The sequence below is a fragment of the Acutalibacter muris genome, from assembly GCF_002201475.1.
In the GTDB taxonomy this organism is placed as follows: Bacteria; Bacillota; Clostridia; order Oscillospirales; family Acutalibacteraceae; genus Acutalibacter; species Acutalibacter muris.
In genome coordinates this window covers 2451176-2473357 of the sequence record NZ_CP021422.1, presented here as the reverse complement: position 1 = coordinate 2473357, position 22182 = coordinate 2451176, and the positions used below count along the sequence as shown (strand labels likewise).

Here is a 22182-nt window from a genome sequence, read left to right as displayed (position 1 = left end):
TGTGACATGGCCTTTTGAAAATGATACCAGCGCCATTACAAAGAAACTGGCAAATAAAAGTTTGAAAAGCGAGAAGCGCCGGAATCTGATGGTGGTGATCGCCGTTGCGCTGGCGGCGTTTCTGATCTGCTTTACGGGAATTGTGTCTACCTCCCTGACACAAATGCAGCGCAATCAGGTTGTCGATACTTATGAGGCGGTCTGGCTGGGCGTGGAGGAAAACGACATTGAAACCCTGAAAGGACTGCCGGAGTTTGAGCGCGTAGGCGGCTACTATATGCTGGGTGAGGAACTTTCGGAACAAGGCTATCATGCGTCCTATGTGTATTGCGACGCGCAAATGATGGAGATTACCAAGGCACAGATGAAGTTGTTAGAGGGCCGGGTTCCTGAAAAAGCAAATGAAGTTGTCGTAAGCGAATACTTTCTTTCCACCTATGGAAACAATGCCAAGATCGGGGACACTGTGACCTTAGATACCGAGAGTTTTCATGGTGATTATGTCGTTACCGGCATTATGGACAGCGTAAATGAAAAAGAAGCGAATACCTGCGCTATCATTCTTTCCAACGCTGCCCTGACAGAATGGAAAGGGTTTGACCCGACTGGCTATCGCGCCTATGTCCATTTCAAAAACAGCGACCAGTTAGGCGAAGAACTGATAACCTCTTATTGCAGGGAGATTGCAGAGGAATATCAGCTTCCTATGCCCAAAATGAACAGCAAGTATTTTGCCTATACTTCTAAATCCTTTGATTTTGCACTGATGGCTGGCGTGATTGCCATTGTTCTGATCGGCGGCTATATTGTGATCCAGAGTATCTTCCGTATCTCCATCAATGACAAAATCAGGAGCTACGGACAGCTTCGGACGATTGGTGCAACGCCAAAGCAAATCAAGCGGATTGTAAAGCGAGAGGGACGCAAACTCGGCAGTATCGGAATTTTGATCGGTACAGTGCTGGGCGTATGCGCTGGTTTTCTCCTGTTTTCCAAGGGATTTAACGCTGTTTCCTATGTGATTATGATTTCCCTGACACTCATAAGCTGCTGGTTTATGGTGTCTATTTCCATCCGTAAGCCAGTAAAGATTGCGGCAGGAATTTCCCCTATTGAAGCCGTCCGTTTTACCCCGGTGCAAAAGGACATCCGCAGCCGGAAAAAGAATATCAAGCTCAATCCTGTTTCAATGGGAATTGCGAATTTTAAGCGTGACCGAAAAAAGACCGTTGCTATTGTAACCTCATTGAGTTTGGGCGGAATTATTCTGCTTGTGGTATCCTCCATTGTTTTGCTGCGCTCCCCAGAGGCGCTTGCAAGACAAGAGTTCCCGGATGGTGACTATAAGGTTTATCTGGATTCAAAGTTGTCAGAACAAGAAGTCATGGCAGCAGGAAATCCACTGAATGAGGAACTCAAACAGGAAATTTTGTCTATTGACGGTGTAACCGATGTGATTGCAAAAAGGCAAAGCCTTCATATAAATTATAACGTCAACGGAATTGAATATGGTGGTATGTGTGATATACTGACTGATCAAAATTATTCTAAGGTTGAAGCTTCATTGATAGAGGGCACTATGCCGACGGATACACACAGCATCCTAATTGATTCGGCAACAAGTAACCGTGAACATATAGGTGTCGGAGAAACAGCTGAACTTATCTCCGGGAAATCAACCATTCCGGTTACTATATCCGGGGTGTTTAACAATAATCTGGATAATGGACATGGAACACATCACTTTGACGGTGTATTGGAATTTGCACCGGAAGCATTGTTCCATGAACTGCACCCGGAAATCACCTCTTTCGATTATTCATGGAGCATTGTAAGTGATCCCCAAAAAGCGGATCATGTGAGGGATGAATTAAAAAATATTATATCCGCTCATACGGATATTGCATTAGATGATATTAACACTGTAATTGAGTATGAAAAAAATATAAATTCTTTTGTATTTGGCAGTATGGAGGTACTTTCATGGCTGGTATTCCTCTTTGGCGTTATCAACCTAATTAACACGACCCTCTCTAATCAAATGTCCAGAAAACAGGAAAACAGTATTTTGCGTTCCATCGGACTGACCCAAAAGCAGCTATGTAAAATGAATATCTGCGAGGGGCTGTGCTATGCATTCTTTGCAACATTGGCGACGCTGATCGTTGGGCTTCCGGCTTCCATCTTTGCTTGCAGCAAATTTAGTGTAGGAGCTTTTGCCGGAAAAGTAGTGCCTTACAAATTCCCGGTTTTGGAAATGGGTCTGTTCATTCTGGTATTGTTCGGAATGGAGCTGATTTTGTCTGTATGGACAGTCCGCAGACAGAAAAAACAATCTCTGATTGAACAAATGCGGGCGATGGAATGACCTTTTGAGATCGGCGGGGCGGCGTGTGCTGCTCCGCCTTTTTCGCCTTTTCTCAAAAAAATTTTTGAAATGTCCGAGCGTTGTAACAATTCAGCCTGTTTTTTTGTCGAAATCAAAGGCACCTCGGACATTTGTGTAACATTTGTAGTTTATGCTTGTGGTAAATCAATATTGGGGGTGAGGACACATGAAAAAGATACTGCTGATCGACGACAGCGACACCTATACATGGTGTCTGCAAAAATACTTACAGCACCGGGGCTACCCGGTGAAAACGGCTTGTACACTGAAAGAAGCGCGGGCCGCCATCCAAGAGGAAATGCCGCTGGTGGTCTGCTGTAATCTCGATCTGCCGGATGGTTCCGGCATGGACTTTCTGAACGAGGTGCGGGCCGCAGATAAGGAGCTGCCTTTTATTCTGGCGTCCTGCCATGACAAGGACGACTACGAACAAGAGGCTATGCGCCGGGGCGCGACGCTGTGCATGGACAAAATGAAAGGACTGCTGCTGCAAGATAAGCTGGTGGAATACGCCTACCGGCAGTTATCCGGCGAACCAGATTCAACTTTTCATAAGCTGCTCTTTGTCCATGCGGAAGATACCAGCGCCGGAGTGCTGCGGGCTGCTATGCTGCAAAAGGGCCTTGACCTGATTCTGGTTCAACGGCTGGATCGAGGTCAAGACCTATCAGGACGATGGGTACAGCGGGGGCAACTTCCAGCGGCCCGGATTTTTGGAAATGCTGGAGGACGCAAGGCATGGCCTGATTAACCTGATTCTGGTAAAGGACCTTTCCCGTTTAGGCAGGGATTTTGTGGAGGTGGGCCGTTATACGGACATCATTTTCCCTTCCCTCGGATGCCGGTTCGTGTCGGTTCTGGACTGCCTGGACAGCGAGGGGGACAACACCGATATGCTGCACTTCCGCAGTCTGATGAATGACTACCATCTCAAGGACCTGTCCAGCAAGGTCAAGTCGGTGCTTCATGCCAAGAAGAAAAGCGGCCAGTATCTTGCCGCCTACGCTCCCTACGGATACCGCAAGAGCGAGGAGGACAGACACAAGCTGGTCATTGACGGGGAATCCGCCGCTGTTGTGCGGCAGATATTCCAGATGCGTCAGTCCGGCATGGCCTATGGGAAAATCGCCGCCGCCCTGAATGAGAAAGGGATTCTCCCTCCCCGCTGGTACTGGGCGGTCCATTACGGAAATGGCAGCTGCAAGTATTCCCGGCTGTGGGCTTACGCAACCGTCCGAAGCCTTCTGAACGATGATATTTATGTCGGTACGCTCACACAGAATTGCACCGGTTCCCGTTCCTATAAAGACAAGACCATGATAAGGAAACCAGAATCAGAATGGATTTCCCATGAGGGCGCACACGAGGCGATTATCGGGCCGGAGCTGTGGGAGGCTGTTCAGAAAATCAATCAGGCGGCAAAACAGATTTCCGCTAACAATACGCCGCCCCAAGCATCTCTGTTTACCGGAAAGCTGGTCTGCGCGGACTGCGGGCATCCTCTGGTTGCCGCCCGCGAAACACAGCGCCGGAAAAATGGCACTGTCAAGCACTATACTTCTTATTTCTGCTCCCGGTTTGCCACTACCGGACATAGCGTTTGCTCATGGCACCGGATTTTTGAGATCAGCTTGAAAAACCTGGTGCTGAGTGAAATCCGGGCGCATGGAAAAGCGGTTGCAGCCGATGAAGCCGCTGTACTGGATAAGCTGAAGCAGCACATACAATCCGCAAGCGCCGCTCAACAAGAGGACTGCCGACAGGAAATCAGCCGTTTGCGGCGGCGTTTGGAGGAACTGGAACAGATCACCGCAAAACTTTATGAAGATAAGGTAAGCGGGGCAATCAGCGGCGATTCCTTCTCGGTTCTGATTCAAAAGAACGAGCAGGAACGCATCCAGAAATCGGAACGCCTGGACAGTCTGTTAGCCGGGGAACGAAAAGCCCAGCAGGACATCGCCAATATCCACCAGTGGGCCGGAACCATCCGGCAGTATCTGGACTTGCAGGAACTGAACCGGGAAATCATTGAGGAACTGATTGACCGCATTGAAGTTGGAGAACGAACCGTCATAGACGGTCAAAGACACCAGGACATTAAAATTTACTACCGCTTTGTTGGGCTGGTATGATCGGGCAAAAAAAGCGCCTGACCGCATCAGCAGCCAGACGGAAACATTCTGTAACAGCAGCGATATTTGATTGTTGCACACTGATTTGTCGAATTGGAGAGAAATTAGCAGTTTACCCCTCCCAAATACCTCGTGTTCTTCAGGATATTTTTGAACGGGGCGATGTCGTTGTTATCCCGCAGGGTGTCGATACCATCATTCATGGCGATATAGCGGACACCGTTTCTTGGGAAAAAGTCCTCAATCAAATGCCCGGTTTGCAGATAGTTCCGCCCCAGTCGGCTGAGGTCTTTCGTGATAACAAGGTTGATTTGCCTGCGCTCAATGGCTCTCAACATCCTCTGTAAATCAGGACGCTCCATGTTAAGACCTGTGAAGCCATCGTCCTGATAGACTGCCACAACCTCCCATCCCTGCTTTTCGCAGTATTTTTCCAGCATATCACGCTGGTTTGCGATACTGGCACTTTCGCCTTGCAGGTCATCGTCCTTTGACAGCCTGCAATAGACCGCCGCACGATAGCCCCCGGCAAGTGCCTTTCCGATTGTTCTGTATTCCATTTCGTTCATCATAGCCATTTACCCACACAATCCAGACGGTATCTGGCTCTTTTGAACCTCATCTTCATTATAGCCCATATCTTTCTTTTTAGCAAGATATTCTTTCGCATTTATCTTTCCGTATTTCTGGGAAATCAGGCTGACGAACACATCAGTGGCGTCCAGTTCTCCGTCAAACACAGTAGTCACATGAATCTCTGTTTTGTTTTTTGCCATAGGCAGTTATCCTCCATACATGAAAATAGCCAGACAGAGGGTGTCGGCAACGAAGTCCGGCAACGGGCTTCAAAAGACCTTGCAAACAATCTCAATCTGGCACTACTTACTATTTATACTTTTCTTTTATTTTTCTGTTGTTTTGGTTGTTATAAGGGAGAAAAGCCCGGAAATAAGGGATTTTCCCCGGCAACCGGCTCGGCAACGGGATAGCAACAGGAGGTGCAACGGGCTGTCATTCTCAGAATGGAAGCTCCATCTGTTCTGTGACCTCCACAAAACCGTCCATCGTTTTTTCAGACGGGTTGCCGGAGTCCGTTGCCGGGTTTTCACGCTCCCAGCCCTTTTGTCTGCCATATTCTGAAAACATTCTTGGGTTCGGGAAGTACCGCCAGCCGGAAATGCACTGGTTCATAATCTCGTTGATTTCCCGGATTTCCCATTGCTTCGGCTCGTCAAAGGCATGGTTCAAGGCTTCCTTGTAAAGCTGCTTGGAGCAGACCATGCTCCCGGTGTACTTATCAAGATACGCCTGTATCATTCCGGCTTTGGTGTCCTCCGGCATAAAATCCCGCTGGTGTTCTTTGAGATACCGCTGCATGGCGGGGCTGAAAGCCAGCTTGAACCTGCCGCTTCGGTAAATCTCCATCGCTTCCGCCCACATCTGCCCGATATAGGCTCTGGAAGCAGTTTCGTCCTCCAAAATGTGAACCTCGGCTTGCTCCGGGTACACCATGACCGGGATAAAGCGGCGGTTGCCGGAACGGTCAAGGGGCAGGAAGTCAAGGGCATTGGAAGTGCCGCCAAACACGCACTGACGGGGGCGGTCTGCCGGGTGGGTTTCATAGGGTATCTTGTAAACCTCTTTCTGCCGGCTTAAAAACGACTTGATTTCCTCAATGCTCTTGGCGTTGGCGGTTGCCATCATTTCCGACATTTCGATAATCCAGTGACCTTGCAGCTTACGGTACACATTGTCATCGTCCAGCTTCCGCAAATCATCGGAGAACCACTCGTCCCGGACTGCCAGCAGACGGAAGAAGGTGGACTTGCCAGCCCCCTGACCTCCGACCAGACAGAGCATGATTTCAAACTTGCACCCCGGCTGAAAGGCTCGTGAGATAGCGCCCATCAGGAACAGCTTCAACGCTTCATAGGTGTAATCATCTGCGTCAGCTCCCAGAAAGTGCCGTAGGCAGAAGCGGATTCGTTCCTTCCCGTCCCACACAAGGGAACTTAAATAATCCCGGATGGGATGATACTTGTTTTCATTCGCCACAATCCCGATGGCGTTATCAATCTTTTTCTCATTGGTAAGCCCGTAGGTTTCTTCCAGATAGAGAAGCAGATACTTCATGTCCGTATCGTTCAGCCGGGGAACGGAAAGCCCAGCAGGACATCGCCAATATCCACCAGTGGGCCGGAACCATCCGGCAGTATCTGGACTTGCAGGAACTGAACCGGGAAATCATTGAGGAACTGATTGACCGCATTGAAGTTGGAGAACGAACCGTCATAGACGGTCAAAGACACCAGGACATTAAAATTTACTACCGCTTTGTTGGGCTGGTGTGATCGGGCAAAAAAAGCGCCTGACCGCATCAGCAGCCAGACGGAAACATTCTGTAACAGCAGCGATTGATGTTACGCACCTCGCTGGTGTTGGCGTGAAAGCAATCAGCAACATACTCGATATGTTCGGCGGTCAACTTCAGAAACTTACTCTTGACCATCTCCTCCGGGTAATCGTCGCTGGCGATACGCACTACCTTTCGCTGAGTGCATACAGTTTCCACTATGATGTCCACAAGCTCGTCCAGCAGAGACTTGTCCACCACATCTACCAGGTGGTCGTACTCAATGTTTTCTTTTACCAACCGCTCATAACTGGCATAACCCGTTTCAAATCCAATCCCATCCTCTCGGGAAAGGATGGGATTGGATATATCTATATTTATTTTATCTTTACTTTGTTTATCTTTATTTAGTTGCGTGTTGTTTTCCGTTAGTGGATTATCCGTTGTCGGTTTTTTGCACAACGGCTGTTCGTAGACATTGTAGATGATGTTCGCCAGCTTGCCGCCGCTGCCGCGCCCCTGTACTCGTTGCAGGTAGCCAGCCCGTTCCAACTCGTTTATGGCTGAACGGATAGCCCCTACGCCCTCGCGGTTAATGTAGGCCAGCCCCGCGACGGAATAGTCCCAATCATCCGGCAGGGCCAGCATTTGCGAGAGCAGTCCCTTTGCTTTGAGGGAGAGCGCTGGGTCGCGCAGGTGGTGATTACTCATTACTGTGTAGTCCTTGTCGTGCCGTATTCTGAAAATTGCCATAGCATCACTCCTTGAAAGTATTCTATGTGATAGGGCAAAGCCCCTAGTCACCCAAAATGGGCATGAAAAAAGCGGCGTTCAGCCGGAGCCAATACGACGCTTTGCGGAGGGGGGGGGGAGTACCAAGTCTACTCCCCTCTAATTATCTTACCACTAATATTATACACTTGACAAAATTCAAAATTTCACTTTTTTTCTACTCGCTGTTGGTGAAATAAATATTTTTTGACTATATCAAATTAAAATTATATAAAAATAAACCGAGTTCACAAAAAATTCACATTTGAGGGAATGGCCATGACCTCCACACACAGATATGCAAAATGCACATCTGCTTTTCTGACTTGAGGTAGTGGCGGATTTTACTGTAATCTCAAAGTTGGCCACCGAAAATTTTTCGCCCACCAAAACGACAATTTGTCGGTTTTAGACGCAGGAAATCAAAATTGCAAAATGCAATTCTGATTTGAAAAAGGTGCCGGTCAAAATGTCCGCCACCTCTTTATAACGTGAAGTGCATTTTGCGCTCCACGTTTCAAACGACAAAATGCTGCTCGAAAATCAGAACGGCATTTTTGCGTTCTCACTTTCATGCAACGTGGCGGTAATTTTGTCCTCCACGTTATATTATCACCAGGTCAACAGCATTTTGCGGTCATGTGCAAAAAACCTGTGACCTCGGAAATCAAATGGGTATATTTTTTCACGTACTTCTGATATTTGTAGTAACGGCAGATGACCTTTAACTAGAGTCTGTTCTCACAAAACAGCATCACAAATCATGACGACATAAATAAAGCCGCAGAAAAGGATGTCCAACTTATCGTATCGGGTAAATATTCTGCGAAAACGCTTTAGCCGCAGGAAATATCGCTCAATTTCATTGCGGCGCTTGTAGCGCTCCTTATCGTAGCCCCATGGGTCCTTGCGGTTTCTCTTCGGCGGAACCACAGGCACAAAGCCCATCTCCACCGCCGCCACACGCACGTTTTCGCCCTCATAGGCCCGATCCATCAGTAAGTATTTTTGCTCCTCTGCCCGACTGATCTCCGAGAGCAACGCTATTCCTTCCGGCGCATCGTGGGCCTGGCCGCCAGACAAGGAAAAGCCGACTACAGCCCGGTCAGACGCGGTGACCATATGAATTTTTGTGGTGAGTCCCCCTCTGGAGCGTCCGATAGATTGCCGGCCACTTGCTTTAAAGCACCCGTCCCATCCGGGTGCACTTTCACTGCAGTGCTGTCCAGGCACACGTTTTCCATCTTGATCCTGATGATGCCTTCTGCCTGCAGTCCTTCAAACACCCGCTGAAGCACACCGTTTTTACTCCACCTGTTCATCCGCTCATATACTGTATGCCATTTCCCATACCGTTCCGGCAGCGCCCTCCATTTGCACCCATTTTCGGCCACATACAGGATCGCATTTATCAGTTGGAGATTCTCAATTTTCACGTTTCCTCTCTGTTTCGGCAGATATTTCTCTATTTTCCTGTATTGCTCTTTTGTGATTTCCATATTCCTATTTTATCACTTTTTCCTTGAGTTGTCTATAGTGAGAACAGAATCTAGTTGGCTTTTTTTAATAACTCAATGAGTTCTTTATGTATCCTAATCATAAATTCCCCCATTTCCCCGACAATTAGCCTTATATTCCTTAAAACACTATAATTTCTTCTAATTTCATAGTATCACAACAATAAGAACGATTACTGTCAAATTATGTTGCTACTTATAGAAAAGTGGTACAAACGATATTCCTGCGGGAAAAGAGGCAGGCAATGCATGTGGCTATCCAATGCCACATGCTGCTTGTTGAGGGCTATGCCCCCAAACCCCATTGAACGCAGAATTCTATTCTGCGGCTACGCGTTCTTTGAACGCTTTTTTGTTTCTCCAGAGGTGACGATTTTTTGTTTGTGATTGTTTGTTCTAATAAAACAAACATAAGATATCCAAACATCGTTTACAAGACTTCCATTTTGGTGTATAATAAAAATATCGTGCTATAAGCAGACACCAAAATAGAAAGGAACCATCGGTATGCGTAGTGCCGCTTTTGTCTTTCCAGCTGTAAAAGGAATTCAAGCGCAAAGAGAATATTACGTCTCAATGGTACCCTTGGAAGTGATAGCAAAAATCTTTCAATTTGCTGATGAGGAACTTCCTCCTGAAGTTAGATCGCAGCGTATATTGAACAAATCTCGTATTCCAGAAATCCGAGATTATATACTGTCCAATCCAGACAGCTATGTGTTCTCTGCGCTAACTGTTTCAGTGGATGGAAGTATGGATTTTCAATCTGTTTCTGATATTACGCCTCAAGTGGGTACAATCAGCATTTCTATGACATCAAGATTTTTGATAAATGATGGACAACACCGGCGTGCGGCCATAGCCGAGGCGTTGAAAATTGATCCGTCATTGAAAAATGAACATATCTCTGTTGTGTTCTATCGTGACGAAGGGTTGGTTCGTTCTCAGCAAATGTTTTCAGACTTGAACAGATATGCAATTAAGCCCACGAGATCAATCGATATTCTTTTCAATTCACGCGAGGAATCGTCAATAGTCGCAAAGAAAATAATTGAAGATGTTGATGTATTCAAAGGCCTTGTTGAAAAAGAACGGACTGCAATTTCGAATCGCTCCAAGGCTCTATTCACTTTAAGCGCTATCTGTACTGCAACCAATGAATTGCTCAGCGGGATTGATCTACCTCTACAAAAGAAAATAAGTCTTGCAGAAAAGTATTGGAATGCAGTTGGAACACATATTCCCGAGTGGCAGAAGGTAAAGGCTGGAGAATTGAAGTCCTCCGATGTTCGAAGAGATTATATTTGCTCCCTTAGTCTTACGCTGGTTGCGTTAGGTTTTGCAGGAAATGCACTCGTTCAAATGCCCCCGGACAAATGGGAAAACCATTTGAAAAACCTTGACTCCATAGATTGGAGAAAAACAAATCCGGTATGGGAAAACCTTGTGTTTGTTAATGGTAGAGTAGCGGCCAACAGATCAACACAACGCACTATGTCCTGCTACATGAAAAATGTATTACTTGAAACGGTAGGTATGGAAAATGGCTAATCTGACAAAAGAAGATATAAGATCAGTGATAGAGATAATCAAGGAATTGTATCTTGAAGATATGATTCCTTGGATTTGTGGTTACAGTGGAGGTAAAGATTCTACCGCCGTTGTTCAGCTTGTTTGGTATGCACTCCAAGAGTTGTCAAGAGAGAAGCTCAAAAAAACCGTACATGTTATCAGTACAGATACTTTGGTTGAGTCTCCTGTGGTGGCAATTTGGGCAACCGAATCTCTTAAAAAGATGGAGCAATCTGCAAAAGAACAGGGGCTTCCCATTGTTCCTCATAGACTGACTCCTGCAACGACAAACACATTTTGGGTCAATCTGATTGGACGCGGATATCCCTATCCTCGCCGTGACTTTCGCTGGTGTACCGACAGAATGAAGATTGATGCCTCCAATCGCTTTATCAAGAGTATACTTGATGCAGAAAGCGAAGCAATCATGGTCCTTGGCTCTCGCAAAGCAGAAAGTGCTGTCCGCAAAGCTGTTTTGGAAGGGTATGAGAAGAAGCGTTACAGAGCACATCTCAGCCCAAATGGTTCTTTTCCTAACTCCTATGTATTCACACCTATCGAGAATTGGTTGAACGACAATGTTTGGCAGTATCTTGTGCAGGTTCCAAATCCTTGGGGGCACTCCAACAAGGATCTGCTGGCTATGTATAGCGGTGCCTCTGCTGACGGTGAGTGTCCCCTTGTGATTGATTCCTCCACGCCCAGCTGCGGCAACAGCCGCTTTGGTTGCTGGGTTTGCACAATGGTTACTGAAGATAAGTCGATGGCTGCCATGATTCAAAACGATGAGGAAAAGGCATGGATGCTTCCCATGCTTGAGTTCCGCAACGATATTGCAGGACACGGTGATTGGCAGACAGACCGTGACCGCCGTGACTTCCGCAAGAGAGATGGCCGTCTGCAATGGCATAATAATCGCCTTGTTCATGGTCCTTATACAAAGGAAACCCGTGAGTATTTTCTCCGCAGATTGCTTGAAGTTGAACTTCTGGTTCATGAGATTGGACCGAATGAAATCAAAGATGTCCCGCTGATTACTATGGAAGAACTCAAATTTATCCGGCAGCTTTGGCTTGATGAGTTCCACGAGTTTGACGATTCTCTGCCAAGGATTTACGAAGAAGTTACTGGTAAGAAATACTCTGACGGCATCATTAGCAAAAACAAATATTTTGGTGCACCGGAAGCTGAACTTCTTAAAGAAGTCTGTGCTGAAATGTATCCAGACGAACAGCTACTCGCAGAAATGCAGAGGGCACTTCTGGATACGGAGGCCAAGGCTGCGGCCATATCAAATAAGCGTAATGTTATTCTAAATTTTGAAAAGGAAATCAAAAAGGCATTTTATCGTGACGAAGCTGATGCAGAGGCTATTGCATCTGCCCGCGCTCATAGAATCTCTGGTATTACGGATGAGGCAAGCCCGGAAGATTTCGTGGATTGAGGTGAGTGGGAATGTATTTTACTAAAGTTGAACTTCATAATTTCGGTATATACAAGGGCACTCACGAAATGTGTCTTACAGATCAAATTGGCAATCGCAACATTACACTGGTTGGTGGTCTGAATGGTAGAGGAAAAACCACATTTCATGACAGTATTTTGATTGCTCTCTATGGCAAACAGGCTCTAAAATATATTCGGGAAAAAGCTCGGTCATACGACAAGATCTTACTTGAACACATCAACAAGCATGCTACTGATGATGAGACCTATGTTGCGGTTTCCTTATGCCTGGATGATGGAACATCTTTGCGTGTAAAACGCTCATGGACAGCCAAAGGCAAAAAAGTAGAGCAACAGATTATCGTTGAGAAAGATGGCGTTGTCGATAAGTATTTAGGTGAAAGTTGGAGCTACTATATTGAAGAAATTCTGCCCTTTGGTATTGCCCGTTTCTTCTTTTTCAACAACGAGAAAATCACGCAGCTGGCCGATGATACATCTTTTGAGCAGATTAAAAGTTCCATCAAATCTGCGATTGGTGTTTCTTCCATCGAGAAGGCCATTGAGCACACCGATGAGGTAATTCGACGCAAAAAAAATGCTCTTGCCGCTTTTGAAAGTAGCGAAGAGAATGTAGGGTATCAAGAGGTAGAGAAGCAAATTGCTGATATTGATACTCGCCTTGCTGAATCCACAAGACAGGCAAATACATTGGAACGCAGATGCGAGACTTTGGCTGCTGCACTTGAAGCGAAAGAAAAAGAGTTCTGGTCTTCAGGCGGAGATCTCAGTCGTAACCGTGATGCAATTAAAGCGGAGATGCAGAAAATATCCTCAGAAGTTGAAAGAGTTCAAGAGGAAATCATGCAGTTGACCGTGGATGCTTCTACTCCGCTATTTATGTGCCGCAACTTGGTTACTCAGTCTTACGAAAATGAACTTTCTTCTCAGCAATCAGAAGTAAAGCTCTATTCGGACAGGATTATTGTAAATTTGCATCAGCAAATTCTTGAGCGGCTTGCTGCATGTGGCCTCAGCAAGTCGGATCTCAGAACCGTTCAAAACATTGTTAATGAAGTTTTGGTTGGACACATCCCTAAAGGCGCAACGAAAGAACCTGTAAAGAATATGTCTGCAACCAGTATGATGCTCTATCAGCGGTTGATTGCAGAAGTATTTCAGAATATTACGCAACGGATTGATACGCTTGTAAATCGCGTGGATGCTCAGGAAAGCGAGCTGATGAGCCTTGATGCACACTTAGGTGCTGCGGATGAAAAGACTTTGGCCATGCAGCTCTTTGATGCCCTGAAAACTGTTGAAGCGGAAAAAGCCCTTGCAGACGCTGAGTATCAGCGTCAACAGGAGGCTATCGAGAGCTTAAAGCGGCAGAGAGAAGCACTTGTATCAAAGCGTATTCAGCTAATCAAAGCTATTGCTGAAAAGGAACACACAAATGATGACAATGCGCGTATCGTAAAGTATGCTGCAATGTCCATCGAAGTTCTTCGTGAGTTCAAGGTGCGTTTACAGCGTGAAAAAGTCGAAAAGTTATCCAGTACGGCAACAAACTGTTTCCTTGAACTTGTTGAAAAAGATTCTTTGGTAAGTGAAATCAAGATTGATTCCAAAACCCTGGACGTCACTATCCTCGATTTAGATGGCAACGAGCTTTTGAAGAGCCAGCTCTCTGCCGGTGAACAGCAGATGTTTGCAGTTGCTATCGTTTGGGCACTGGCCTTGACTTCCGGTTACAAAGCCCCCGTTATCATCGACACTCCTATGGCTCGTTTGGATTCTTCTCATAGAGCTAATTTTGTAACCAAGTACCTGCCGGCGGCAAGTTCGCAGGTAATGGTTCTCTCTACGGACGAAGAAGTATATGGCCGCTATCTCGATCTTGTTCGAGATAACGTAGTCGATTATTATACACTCCTCTACCGTGAAGAGGAACAGTGTACTGCGATTGTTCACGGGTATTTTGAGGAGGTGTAGCCCATGATTGTAAAGCATTTCAAATTATCACACCCCGAAAAGGACAGGCTTATCCGCATCAAAGCAAAAACTGGAGTCCAGAACTGGAATGTCCTTTGCCGTTGGGCGCTTTGCTGGTCATTGGCTGAGCCGTCTGTTCCAGGTGGCGTTGATCCGTTGTCCGACAGTAATGTGGAAATGGATTGGTCTACCTTTGCTGGTGAGTATTCCGAAATCTACGAAGCTATCATCCGACAGCGTTGCATTAACGATGGACTTGGTGACGATGAAAAGACCCTCGCAAAGTATTTTAGACTTCATTTGAACAGGGGCATCAACCATTACAGCACAAGAGATGTTCTGGAAAATTGCTCCGATCTGCTCAAATCTGCTCTTCCGAAGGAGGAAGCATAATGGCTGTTTATCTTGACTACAACGCTTCTGCTCCGATAGATGAAAGAGTTCTGGAGAGAATGATTGAAGTGTATCGCACTCATTATGGCAACGCAGATAGTAGAACTCACATCTTTGGTACAGATGCCAAGGAAATTGTTTCCTCCGCAAGAAAATCCATTGCGGAGATCTTGACTGTGGATAGTACGGATGTTTTCTTTACCAGCGGTTCCACCGAGAGTAATAACATGGCGATTCTTGGACTGCTGGACTATGCTCTTGAGAGTGGACGTAATCACTTCATTACCACATCTATCGAGCACAAGTCTGTTTTGGAAGCAATGAAACACCTGCAAGAAAAAGGTTGTGTCGTTGATTTTGTTTCGCCTGATGCGTCTGGCCGAATTAAGCCGGAACAGATTCTCAGCCTTGTCACGGACAAGACTCTGCTTGTTTCTATGATGCAGGTCAACAGTGAAACCGGCGTGATACAGCCTATTGAAGAGGTCGGTGCAGCATTGGCAGGAAGCAAGACATATTTTCATGTTGATGCCACACAAGGTTTTGGTAAGCTGAATGACAGCTTGCGGAACACAAAATACAATATGCTCAGTATCACCGCCCATAAGATCAGCGGTCCCCAGGGGATTGGCGCATTTATCATGCGGCGTGACCGCACATATAGACGGCCTCCTATAAAACAGCTTATGTATGGCGGTCAGCAAGAACGCGGATACCGCCCAGGAACTACACCGGTGGCTTTGGTTGCAGGCTTCGCTCTCGCAGCACAGCTAAGCGACAAGGAGTCCGCTGCCCACATGGAAAGCTGTAGAGCAATCAAGCAAAGATTCCTAAAGGCTGTGGAAGGTCTGAACTATACTTTGAACGGAGATCAGGAACACTGCCTGCCGTCCACTGTAAACATTAGTTTCCACGGTGTTGATGCAGAGGGTATTTTCCTTGCTGTAAAGGAGGATTATGCGTTCTCCAATGGTTCAGCCTGTAACTCAGGTAGCCACGCCCCAAGCTATGTATTAACAGCTATGGGCCTGGATGAAGCACGAGTGAGTGAGGCTATCCGTCTTTCGTGGAACTATGATACAGAAGTTGACTTTTCGGCCCTTACGGACTATGTGAAAGCTATGGCTGAATAAGGCTAAAGGCTCTCGATTAGGTGTCTAATCGAGAGCCTTTTATGGTAGTGTGTACACTGGTATGGAGAAATCACTTCAACCAGCACAAATGTAAATATTGAGCTGACGAGAAACGATCACTTTTTGGTATAGTAAGCATATAAAATCGGTCGTTTTGGTCTTTACTCTAGATGATGTATCATACTAATAATAAAAGTTGCGCTATTGCATCCTATACGTCTAAAATGAAACCCATATTTAACTGTCCATCAACATCTTTTAAAGCAGAATGTATATTATCTGCCCGCTGTTCTAATTCTGCAAAGCATTCCAGCATGGGATTCGTTATTCTTTCCTCATAACGGAGTACTGTTTCTTCCAACATGCTGTTAAAAAGCTCGCCGTTTTCTTCAAAATAAAGGTGTGCATAATTACGCAGAAACCCTAGCCGTACAGAGGTCGAAGATTCAAAAGATTCCTCCACCACAGCCATATGTTGCATAGCCAATAAGTGAAGATTCATCATTTCTAAAAATAAAGATTGTCCAGCAAGGAGCAGTCGTTCTTTATTGTTTGGGTACTTGATTTGGACATACGCAAAAACGATTGCATATGCAACCGCATCAGCAAAACACTCCCCCAAAATACCATCGTTTTTGAGGACTAGCTCCTTCTGCTCGTGAATTAATTTGACATACTCTTTCTTTTCAAATAACTTTTCATACGCTTTATATAGCTCAGATAATAACTCTTTTATGTCAGTCAAAAGCATGTAAGGGTCTTCACAAAAGCCTATATTTGCGATACTACTTATATCAGTATTGGCTAATACTTTATAAATCCAGTGACCAAGCTCGTGCCCGATAATATATCGCTCTTGAATATCTAAAATGAAGTTTAAGTCAGCTTGACTGTTCTCAGCGATTTCAAATGAACCTAATGCAGCTTTATTTAATCCAAAATAAGATAATAGAACCTCATCTTCTTCCAATAACGAGTCTTCTGCAAATAACTGATAAGATAATTTCCAGATATCATGCCCGGAATCTTGATCGCTGAAATAAATAGCATTTAATAGGCGATTAATCCTATTCAAGTGAATATCATATAGTAAATAGTATTTATACTCGTTTCGTTTAAACCTTACTGGAAGAACGGCGCTATATTTGTTGTAGGTATCGCAAAGAATAAAGGTGGGAATAAGAGCTTTATTATGATGATTTGCAACTAAAGACAGACAATCATCAAATAGTGCCTTTAGCCTAGCTTCTTCCGTTTCTGAGAGGTTATTAGTGTGAACACTGTATCGGGCATTTCTTATGAACTCTAATACTACGTCATCAATATTCATGAGATTTTCTTTCCAGACAACAAATCACTTATTATTTTTTTGCCTTGACATCCTGGTTGAGACTAATCAGTTCTTTTGCCAACTGCAGTGCTGTTTCTTCTTCTCCTTCAATCTCAAAGCTATCATCAGTTACTTTAATCTTGATTTTCTTTCTGTTTTTAATCAATTCGATAATAATTAATGTAACCCCTGTAATAGCATAAGGCGCTAATGTTACACCAAGTTGGATCACTGAATTAAGCTCACTGCTAAATGATCTGGATTCGTCGATAATAATTGACATGTCGGCTAAATCGCTAATGCGCTCAGCATATTCTATATCTTCTTTATCGAGTTCAAAGATGATCATCAACATACACCTCTTTTAAAGTACAAACCATTTGCATAACAATGGTATTATATTAGTTTTTTATGGGAATCAACCCAGCATCATTGTAAGAGCGCATACAGTTGTTTTTCTGCGCTCTTACAATCAACATTGATTAAAGTAACCAGTTTCTAAACATCCCAGCTTACTTTTATCATACGCCCCTAAAACTTTATTCTTAGCTTACTAGTAAGATTTTTTTCTTTGAGCCATACCATGACATTGGGAGTCAAGTCCAACACTGTAGCTCGCTGAGAAGAGACCTTTTTTAAGAAGTCTTCGATTTCAGGGTTCAAAGAGAATTGATCGATAATTTGCTCTGCTTCCGCCACATAGGAAACCAGGCTGTTTACTGCTTTGATGGATGGATTTCCAGCAACCGTTTGAGTGATGCTATCTGTCAAGTCCTTTGCCCGTTTGGGGTCATTTGATAGACCACCAATCATAGACAAATAGCCTTTTGGACCATCAGAATATTTCTGAGCAGCATCACGCCATACGATTTTAATTTGTGCTGCAATAGCATCTCCCTTGGATTTCAGCAGCCTAACCGTTTCCAAGGTCAACTGCATTTCAGAAACACCGTTGCCGCAATCGTCGATGCAAGCCAGCAATTCGTTGCGAGTAGGTTCATCCATAAGTGAAGTGCTGACAATTCCTTTTTCTTTCATGGCAGCAGCACAATCAAGGGTATCTTTAATACTCTCAGTGGCCTGGGCAAGCTGTGCCAACGCCTTTGCGTAAGTTTCGGCATGCTGCTTGCTTTCGATTGTTACTCGGCGTTTTTTGATAGCGGAGGTGCAATTTTTGATTGTCTCAGTTAACAGCATTTTCGTACACCTCTATATTCTCAAGCTGAGCGTAAAGTGCCTCCATAGAGGACAAGGCAGCTTCAGACAATGCTTCTGTACCAGCAAAACCGCCAGTAGCAGCTATGTCTTTTTGGGCCTTCGCCCCTTCCTGGTCAGCCTTTTGAGCAATCGCCTGAATATCTCTAAGGAAATCATACAGCACATGTAGCGAGTTGCCAGAGTATGCCGTCAGTTGCTTTACTGCTTGTACAGAGGCCGCATCGTTAATTAGCTTGACATGTCCCATTACCGTTTTGGCTGTCTCAATGGGAGGTTTTTCATACTTGACCCGCAACTCTGTACTTCCGATGATTCCATTCGCAGAAAACACAGAAAACAGCTCTTGAATAGCAGACAGCGTATCAATGAGATTCTTCTGGTTGAGTTCACCAATATACTCTTCGAGTTTGCCTACCACCTTTACAGCTTCCTGAGTATCCGCAGTCATGGCTTTTTTAAGGCTGGGATAGAGCGCTTTCAACAGCGTGGCAGGATTATAGAGAAGATGCTTCTGTGGGATGCTACCAGGTAATGTTGCTTCAATATCCCAGTCGGCAGCCATAAGTTTTTCAACAGCGAGCACCAGCTCGTCTGTTCTGTAACAGGATTTCGTGTTGGGATCAACTGCAAAATGGACCGCACCCATTGCGGTTGCAGAAGCTTGCTTTAAGAAGGTCAATGCACTATCAAAATCAGCTTTGCGATTAAGAATGAACTGAATCATGTCATTCCACTCACGGGTATCTCTCCTGATGCTATCGTCTTTTTTGAAATCCTTAAACAGAGATTTGATTACTGAATAGGGCGAACTCGTATCAACCTTCTGGCCCAAGATACACGCTTTGAGATACTGGATCGCAAGGCACCACTCCAATACCGGGAGAGAATCTTCTCCCTGCTTAGTAGCGGCAACTTTTTCGATGATTTCAGCTTTTCTGCGTTCCAACCAAGTAATCAATCTCTGCTGGTAATAAGCTGCGCCCTCGAAATCCCAACCTTTTGCGTAGTTCAGTTCATTTAAGGCCATCAGAACATCGCGGCTTTCGGAACTTCTGTCCATGTAAACAATGGCTCTATCCGTATTTGTGGGAGAACTCTGATCGTCAATGTAGTAGCAGCTCAGGTCGGAAAGACGCTCTGCTGCAATATAGGCTGGGATACCAATATCCTGCCAGTTGATTGCACCACATTGCCTGGAGTCTCCTCGAATAAGAGTACGAAGCCAGCCACGATAGTCGGGATCGTATTTCAATGTTTCACCCTTGGTAAACCATGCCGTGATATCATCCTTAAACTTACGATAATTCTTTGTGGCACCATCGACAGGGGGCTTGGCCTTGGGAGGTTCTGGAGTAGTAGGATGATGAACAGAATTGCTTCCACTGGTTGTCACTGGTTTGGATGTGATAGCTGGGGATACAGCTTTGCCAGTGGATTTATCCACGATTTCACCGATGCCAGTAAAGGTATTCAGCCCCACATCTGCAAGGAAAGCTTGATTAAGGCCACCAAAACGCAGCGTTCCGTCGATGTCTTTCACGCCGGATGCAGAACCATCACCCCAAATGGCAAACACCGCTTTCAGTCGGTTCTTATCATCTAAACTCATGCTTTCCAAACGGTCAATAGAAGAACTATGGGGATCATTGGACATCTGAGCATTGCTGGGGTTAAGCGGGAAATACCAACCATCCCCATACTGCTTGCCATCAAAGTATTCTTTTAACTGGGCGCGAATAACATTCTTTAAGAACATTCTCGGGCTTTTTGTCGCAAGAGATTCATACAGAGTCAATAGTGCATGGCGGTTAAAGGGATATAGCGTTACTTTCTTTTCTCCGATGGTTGTGGTATCCCATTCACAAGGAGGCGTGAAATCACTGATTGGCAGTTCACTCAAATCTGCACCGGAGTCAGTCCAATGATGGAGTTGTGTGGGGTCACAGTAAATTGCGTTCAAATACCGGCCAGCCATCTGAATGATAAACTCGTCAGTCCCATAGGAGCGTTCTGTGACCTCAATTTGGTGTGTTACACGGTCTTTGAAATTGCCTCGAAACGCATAATAATAGTCGTTGGTGATGCCGATTACCGAAGTAACACGACACAGATCTGCGTAATCGCCGCCATGCTCATAAGAAAGCGCCGTAATGAGTTCCTGGTCAATTCCGGTGAAGCCGGTGAAGTCTTCGATAAAGATCGTTAGGTTTTTGCCTTGCTTTTTCAAATCTCGTCTCAGCTGAGCAAAAATCGTTTCCGCATTTTCACTGGAAATGTCTGCACAACGCTGAATGACCTCTCTCGTAAACCTGTTAATATAGTTGATGAGTTTGGTAATCTCAAAGTCATCGCCTTTCAAGGAGGCCGCAAAGAGGGACGCTTGAGGATCGCCCTGTTTCATTACAGCTCGGATGATTTTAGATACATTAAAATCTTCTTCTGTAAAAATTGTGGTATCTTGAAGAATCTGATTGCTCGGAGCCGTGATGACATTATAGCATCTGGATATTGCGCCACCTTCACGCAATAGATGTTCACTTACACGACTGTCAGCAAGGTAGCTGGCAATGTCACGGCACTTAACCGCTTTGTAGGTTTCACCGGACACATCGTTTCGTACAGCTGCAATATAGGCATACAAAATCTCTGTCTTGAAAGAATCTTCATCTTTGGAATCGGAAGAGATCACAAACTTACGGAGTTTCTCCGCAACATCAGGGTCTTTAATGGCCCCCTGTTCCAACAACTGAGAAAAAGCACCACGGACAGAGTTATTCAAACGACGCAGGAAAACCAACTGCTCCGTTGCAGGATTGTATATAGTAGAGGGGCTTCTTTCAAACTTGCCTTTTAGATAGCGGATGAGATGAGATTTACCAGTGCCGTGATTGCCTCGAACAATGACCATACGATGCTCATTGTCAGGGTTATAGATTAGTTGCTCGAAAACCTCATCTTCGCTCATCAACTTTGCAGGGGCAGGCATTTTTCCTTCTTCATAATAGCCACCACGGAAAAGCTCAAGAGACGAGAACGGCATGTGAGTAGACATGAAATAGGCATCTTCAGTGGCCATATCATCTGTTTTAATCGCATACCGTTCCATTACAGAACGATACTGTTCCCATTTCATGAGGCCATCGCCTCCTTCACCGAAATATGTGTGAAACCATTGATAGGATCACCATCTACATAGTAGAGCATGACTGGAGTGGAGTCAGACCATGTTTCAAGTTTAATGAGACCAATTTCATGCAGTGTGCGAAGACCAGCAGAAAGAGCCAGAGGAAGATTACTGCCAATCTCAACTTCGGGGATTTTTGTGCTCAACCAAAGTATGAAGTCCTGGGTAAGAACAGTCTCGTTATATTTGAACTTTTCTGTGTATGTAGTTGCCAATACATCTTCTAACCGCAGCTTCATATTGGGGATTATCATTGTTCCGCTCAAATAGCCAAGTCCTAAAAAAGCCGCCCAAAAGCGCCATCCCAGGACAGCGTTTTCATTCAGTGCAGCCAGCTCTTTCACTTCGGAAGCACAGGTCTTAGCCATACCTTCCCAAGACTTCAGCGCAAAGATTCGCTCATTTTGAGCAATCAGCCATTTGGTGAACATGTGAAATGTGGTGTCTTTCGCAGAGAAGACCCGAGCACTCACATACCGCCGAAAAGCTTTAGATGAAGCGATTATATTGGGATCAACAGCTAAGACCAAATTGTCAGCATCAGCTTTGATGAGGGCAAGTTCTTCGAGGGCCACATTGATTGACTTGTTGATTTGGTCGAGTTCTTTTTCATCATTGATACCCAATGTCATGCACTGACGCACTTCATCACGGCTCATGCTTTTATGGGAAACCAGGCGGCAAACAGAGAGAACTCGCTCCGGTGTCGGCTCCATTCGCATGCCGTCTGGATTGACTTTGAACATACG

Annotated in this window: 15 protein-coding genes and 5 pseudogenes; 10 read left to right on the top strand and 10 right to left on the bottom strand. The window is 45.3% G+C overall.

Annotated elements, in window-relative coordinates:
• The first annotated feature begins 1 nt into the window (after position 1).
• The 3 genes and pseudogenes from ADH66_RS12625 to ADH66_RS12615 form a co-directional block, all read left to right on the top strand.
• The gene (locus ADH66_RS12625; RefSeq protein WP_066540109.1) at positions 2-2368 is read left to right on the top strand and encodes an ABC transporter permease; all 2367 of its coding nucleotides are present in this window, start codon (positions 2-4) and stop codon (positions 2366-2368) included.
• A gap of 187 nt (positions 2369-2555) precedes the next feature.
• Positions 2556-3038: pseudogene (locus tag ADH66_RS12620) on the top strand (response regulator); the annotation flags it as partial.
• Positions 3031-4521: pseudogene (locus tag ADH66_RS12615) on the top strand (recombinase family protein); the annotation flags it as partial. The pseudogenes ADH66_RS12620 and ADH66_RS12615, both read left to right, overlap by 8 nt.
• Positions 4522-4661: 140 nt before the next feature.
• Here the strand turns inward: ADH66_RS12615 and ADH66_RS12610 are convergent.
• Together ADH66_RS12610 and ADH66_RS12605 are read right to left on the bottom strand one after the other, a co-directional pair.
• A pseudogene (locus tag ADH66_RS12610) lies at positions 4662-5099 on the bottom strand (recombinase family protein); the annotation flags it as partial.
• On the bottom strand, positions 5100-5297 hold the full coding sequence (locus ADH66_RS12605; RefSeq protein WP_066540115.1) for a hypothetical protein: 198 nt from the start codon (positions 5295-5297) through the stop codon (positions 5100-5102). It abuts the pseudogene before it with no gap.
• Between ADH66_RS12605 and ADH66_RS21510 the strand changes: the two genes are divergently transcribed.
• Entirely contained in the window at positions 5271-5510 is a 240-nt protein-coding gene (locus ADH66_RS21510) for a tweety protein (RefSeq protein ID WP_081645077.1), read from the top strand. The genes ADH66_RS12605 and ADH66_RS21510 overlap by 27 nt on opposite strands.
• Before the next feature lie 28 nt (positions 5511-5538).
• Here ADH66_RS21510 and ADH66_RS12595 read toward each other — a convergent pair whose 3' ends face one another.
• Entirely contained in the window at positions 5539-6654 is a 1116-nt protein-coding gene (locus tag ADH66_RS12595) for a VapE domain-containing protein (protein ID WP_456236483.1), read from the bottom strand.
• A 14-nt stretch (positions 6655-6668) separates the two neighbouring features.
• On the opposite strand from ADH66_RS12595, the pseudogene ADH66_RS12590 reads away from it, so the two are divergent.
• Positions 6669-6872, top strand: a pseudogene (locus ADH66_RS12590) (DUF4368 domain-containing protein); the annotation flags it as partial.
• A 26-nt stretch (positions 6873-6898) separates the two neighbouring features.
• Here ADH66_RS12590 and ADH66_RS12585 read toward each other — a convergent pair.
• Together ADH66_RS12585 and ADH66_RS12580 are read right to left on the bottom strand one after the other, a co-directional pair.
• The gene (locus tag ADH66_RS12585; RefSeq protein WP_066540120.1) at positions 6899-7627 is read right to left on the bottom strand and encodes a DUF6017 domain-containing protein; all 729 of its coding nucleotides are present in this window, start codon (positions 7625-7627) and stop codon (positions 6899-6901) included.
• Between the two features lie 759 nt (positions 7628-8386).
• Positions 8387-9144: pseudogene (locus ADH66_RS12580) on the bottom strand (IS5 family transposase).
• Positions 9145-9669: 525 nt separating this feature from the next.
• Here ADH66_RS12580 and dndB point away from each other — a divergent pair.
• Genes dndB through ADH66_RS12555 form a run of 5 tightly spaced genes read left to right on the top strand, consistent with a single transcriptional unit; the run spans position 9670 to position 15701 of the window.
• A complete protein-coding gene (dndB, locus tag ADH66_RS12575) occupies positions 9670-10713 on the top strand; it encodes a DNA sulfur modification protein DndB (RefSeq protein ID WP_066540123.1) in 1044 nt (347 codons plus the stop codon).
• Complete coding sequence (gene dndC / locus ADH66_RS12570; protein WP_066540124.1) at positions 10706-12178, top strand: DNA phosphorothioation system sulfurtransferase DndC; 1473 nt, start codon at positions 10706-10708, stop codon at positions 12176-12178. The genes dndB and dndC overlap by 8 nt, the downstream gene beginning before the upstream one ends.
• Before the next feature lie 11 nt (positions 12179-12189).
• The gene (gene dndD / locus ADH66_RS12565; protein WP_066540130.1) at positions 12190-14175 is read left to right on the top strand and encodes a DNA sulfur modification protein DndD; all 1986 of its coding nucleotides are present in this window, start codon (positions 12190-12192) and stop codon (positions 14173-14175) included.
• A gap of 3 nt (positions 14176-14178) precedes the next feature.
• On the top strand, positions 14179-14568 hold the full coding sequence (dndE, locus tag ADH66_RS12560) for a DNA sulfur modification protein DndE (RefSeq protein ID WP_066540131.1): 390 nt from the start codon (positions 14179-14181) through the stop codon (positions 14566-14568).
• Positions 14568-15701, top strand: coding sequence for a cysteine desulfurase family protein (locus tag ADH66_RS12555; protein WP_066540133.1), 1134 nt, complete (start codon positions 14568-14570; stop codon positions 15699-15701). Before dndE ends, ADH66_RS12555 begins: the two co-directional genes overlap by 1 nt.
• A gap of 211 nt (positions 15702-15912) precedes the next feature.
• Here the strand turns inward: ADH66_RS12555 and ADH66_RS12550 are convergent, their stop codons facing one another.
• The 5 genes from ADH66_RS12550 to ADH66_RS12530 all read right to left on the bottom strand — a co-directional run bounded on the left by ADH66_RS12550 (position 15913) and on the right by ADH66_RS12530 (position 22179).
• The gene (locus tag ADH66_RS12550) at positions 15913-17031 is read right to left on the bottom strand and encodes a hypothetical protein (protein ID WP_066540135.1); all 1119 of its coding nucleotides are present in this window, start codon (positions 17029-17031) and stop codon (positions 15913-15915) included.
• Between the two features lie 31 nt (positions 17032-17062).
• Positions 17063-17380 carry a hypothetical protein gene (locus tag ADH66_RS12545; RefSeq protein ID WP_066540137.1) on the bottom strand — a complete coding sequence of 106 codons (318 nt, stop codon included), beginning with the start codon at positions 17378-17380 and terminating at the stop codon, positions 17063-17065.
• Between the two features lie 182 nt (positions 17381-17562).
• Positions 17563-18228, bottom strand: coding sequence for a hypothetical protein (locus ADH66_RS12540; protein WP_066540139.1), 666 nt, complete (start codon positions 18226-18228; stop codon positions 17563-17565).
• Positions 18215-21382 carry a hypothetical protein gene (locus tag ADH66_RS12535; protein WP_066540141.1) on the bottom strand — a complete coding sequence of 1056 codons (3168 nt, stop codon included), beginning with the start codon at positions 21380-21382 and terminating at the stop codon, positions 18215-18217. The genes ADH66_RS12540 and ADH66_RS12535 overlap by 14 nt, the downstream gene beginning before the upstream one ends.
• Positions 21379-22179, bottom strand: a complete 801-nt coding sequence (locus ADH66_RS12530) for a hypothetical protein (RefSeq protein ID WP_066540144.1) — start codon at positions 22177-22179, stop codon at positions 21379-21381. The genes ADH66_RS12535 and ADH66_RS12530 overlap by 4 nt, the downstream gene beginning before the upstream one ends.
• Positions 22180-22182: the final 3 nt, after the last annotated feature.

Bases quoted from the DNA above. Each gene is read 5' to 3' on its own strand.
- ADH66_RS21510 (WP_081645077.1), top strand. From the start codon at position 5,271: ATGAATCTCTGTTTTGTTTTTTGCCATAGGCAGTTATCCTCCATACAT.
- ADH66_RS12605 (WP_066540115.1), bottom strand. From the start codon at position 5,297: ATGGCAAAAAACAAAACAGAGATTCATGTGACTACTGTGTTTGACGGA.
- ADH66_RS12595 (WP_456236483.1), bottom strand. From the start codon at position 6,654: ATGAAGTATCTGCTTCTCTATCTGGAAGAAACCTACGGGCTTACCAAT.
- ADH66_RS12585 (WP_066540120.1), bottom strand. From the start codon at position 7,627: ATGGCAATTTTCAGAATACGGCACGACAAGGACTACACAGTAATGAGT.
- dndB (WP_066540123.1), top strand. From the start codon at position 9,670: ATGCGTAGTGCCGCTTTTGTCTTTCCAGCTGTAAAAGGAATTCAAGCG.
- dndC (WP_066540124.1), top strand. From the start codon at position 10,706: ATGGCTAATCTGACAAAAGAAGATATAAGATCAGTGATAGAGATAATC.
- dndD (WP_066540130.1), top strand. From the start codon at position 12,190: ATGTATTTTACTAAAGTTGAACTTCATAATTTCGGTATATACAAGGGC.
- dndE (WP_066540131.1), top strand. From the start codon at position 14,179: ATGATTGTAAAGCATTTCAAATTATCACACCCCGAAAAGGACAGGCTT.
- ADH66_RS12555 (WP_066540133.1), top strand. From the start codon at position 14,568: ATGGCTGTTTATCTTGACTACAACGCTTCTGCTCCGATAGATGAAAGA.
- ADH66_RS12550 (WP_066540135.1), bottom strand. From the start codon at position 17,031: ATGAATATTGATGACGTAGTATTAGAGTTCATAAGAAATGCCCGATAC.
- ADH66_RS12545 (WP_066540137.1), bottom strand. From the start codon at position 17,380: ATGATCATCTTTGAACTCGATAAAGAAGATATAGAATATGCTGAGCGC.
- ADH66_RS12540 (WP_066540139.1), bottom strand. From the start codon at position 18,228: ATGCTGTTAACTGAGACAATCAAAAATTGCACCTCCGCTATCAAAAAA.
- ADH66_RS12535 (WP_066540141.1), bottom strand. From the start codon at position 21,382: ATGAAATGGGAACAGTATCGTTCTGTAATGGAACGGTATGCGATTAAA.
- ADH66_RS12530 (WP_066540144.1), bottom strand. From the start codon at position 22,179: ATGTTCAAAGTCAATCCAGACGGCATGCGAATGGAGCCGACACCGGAG.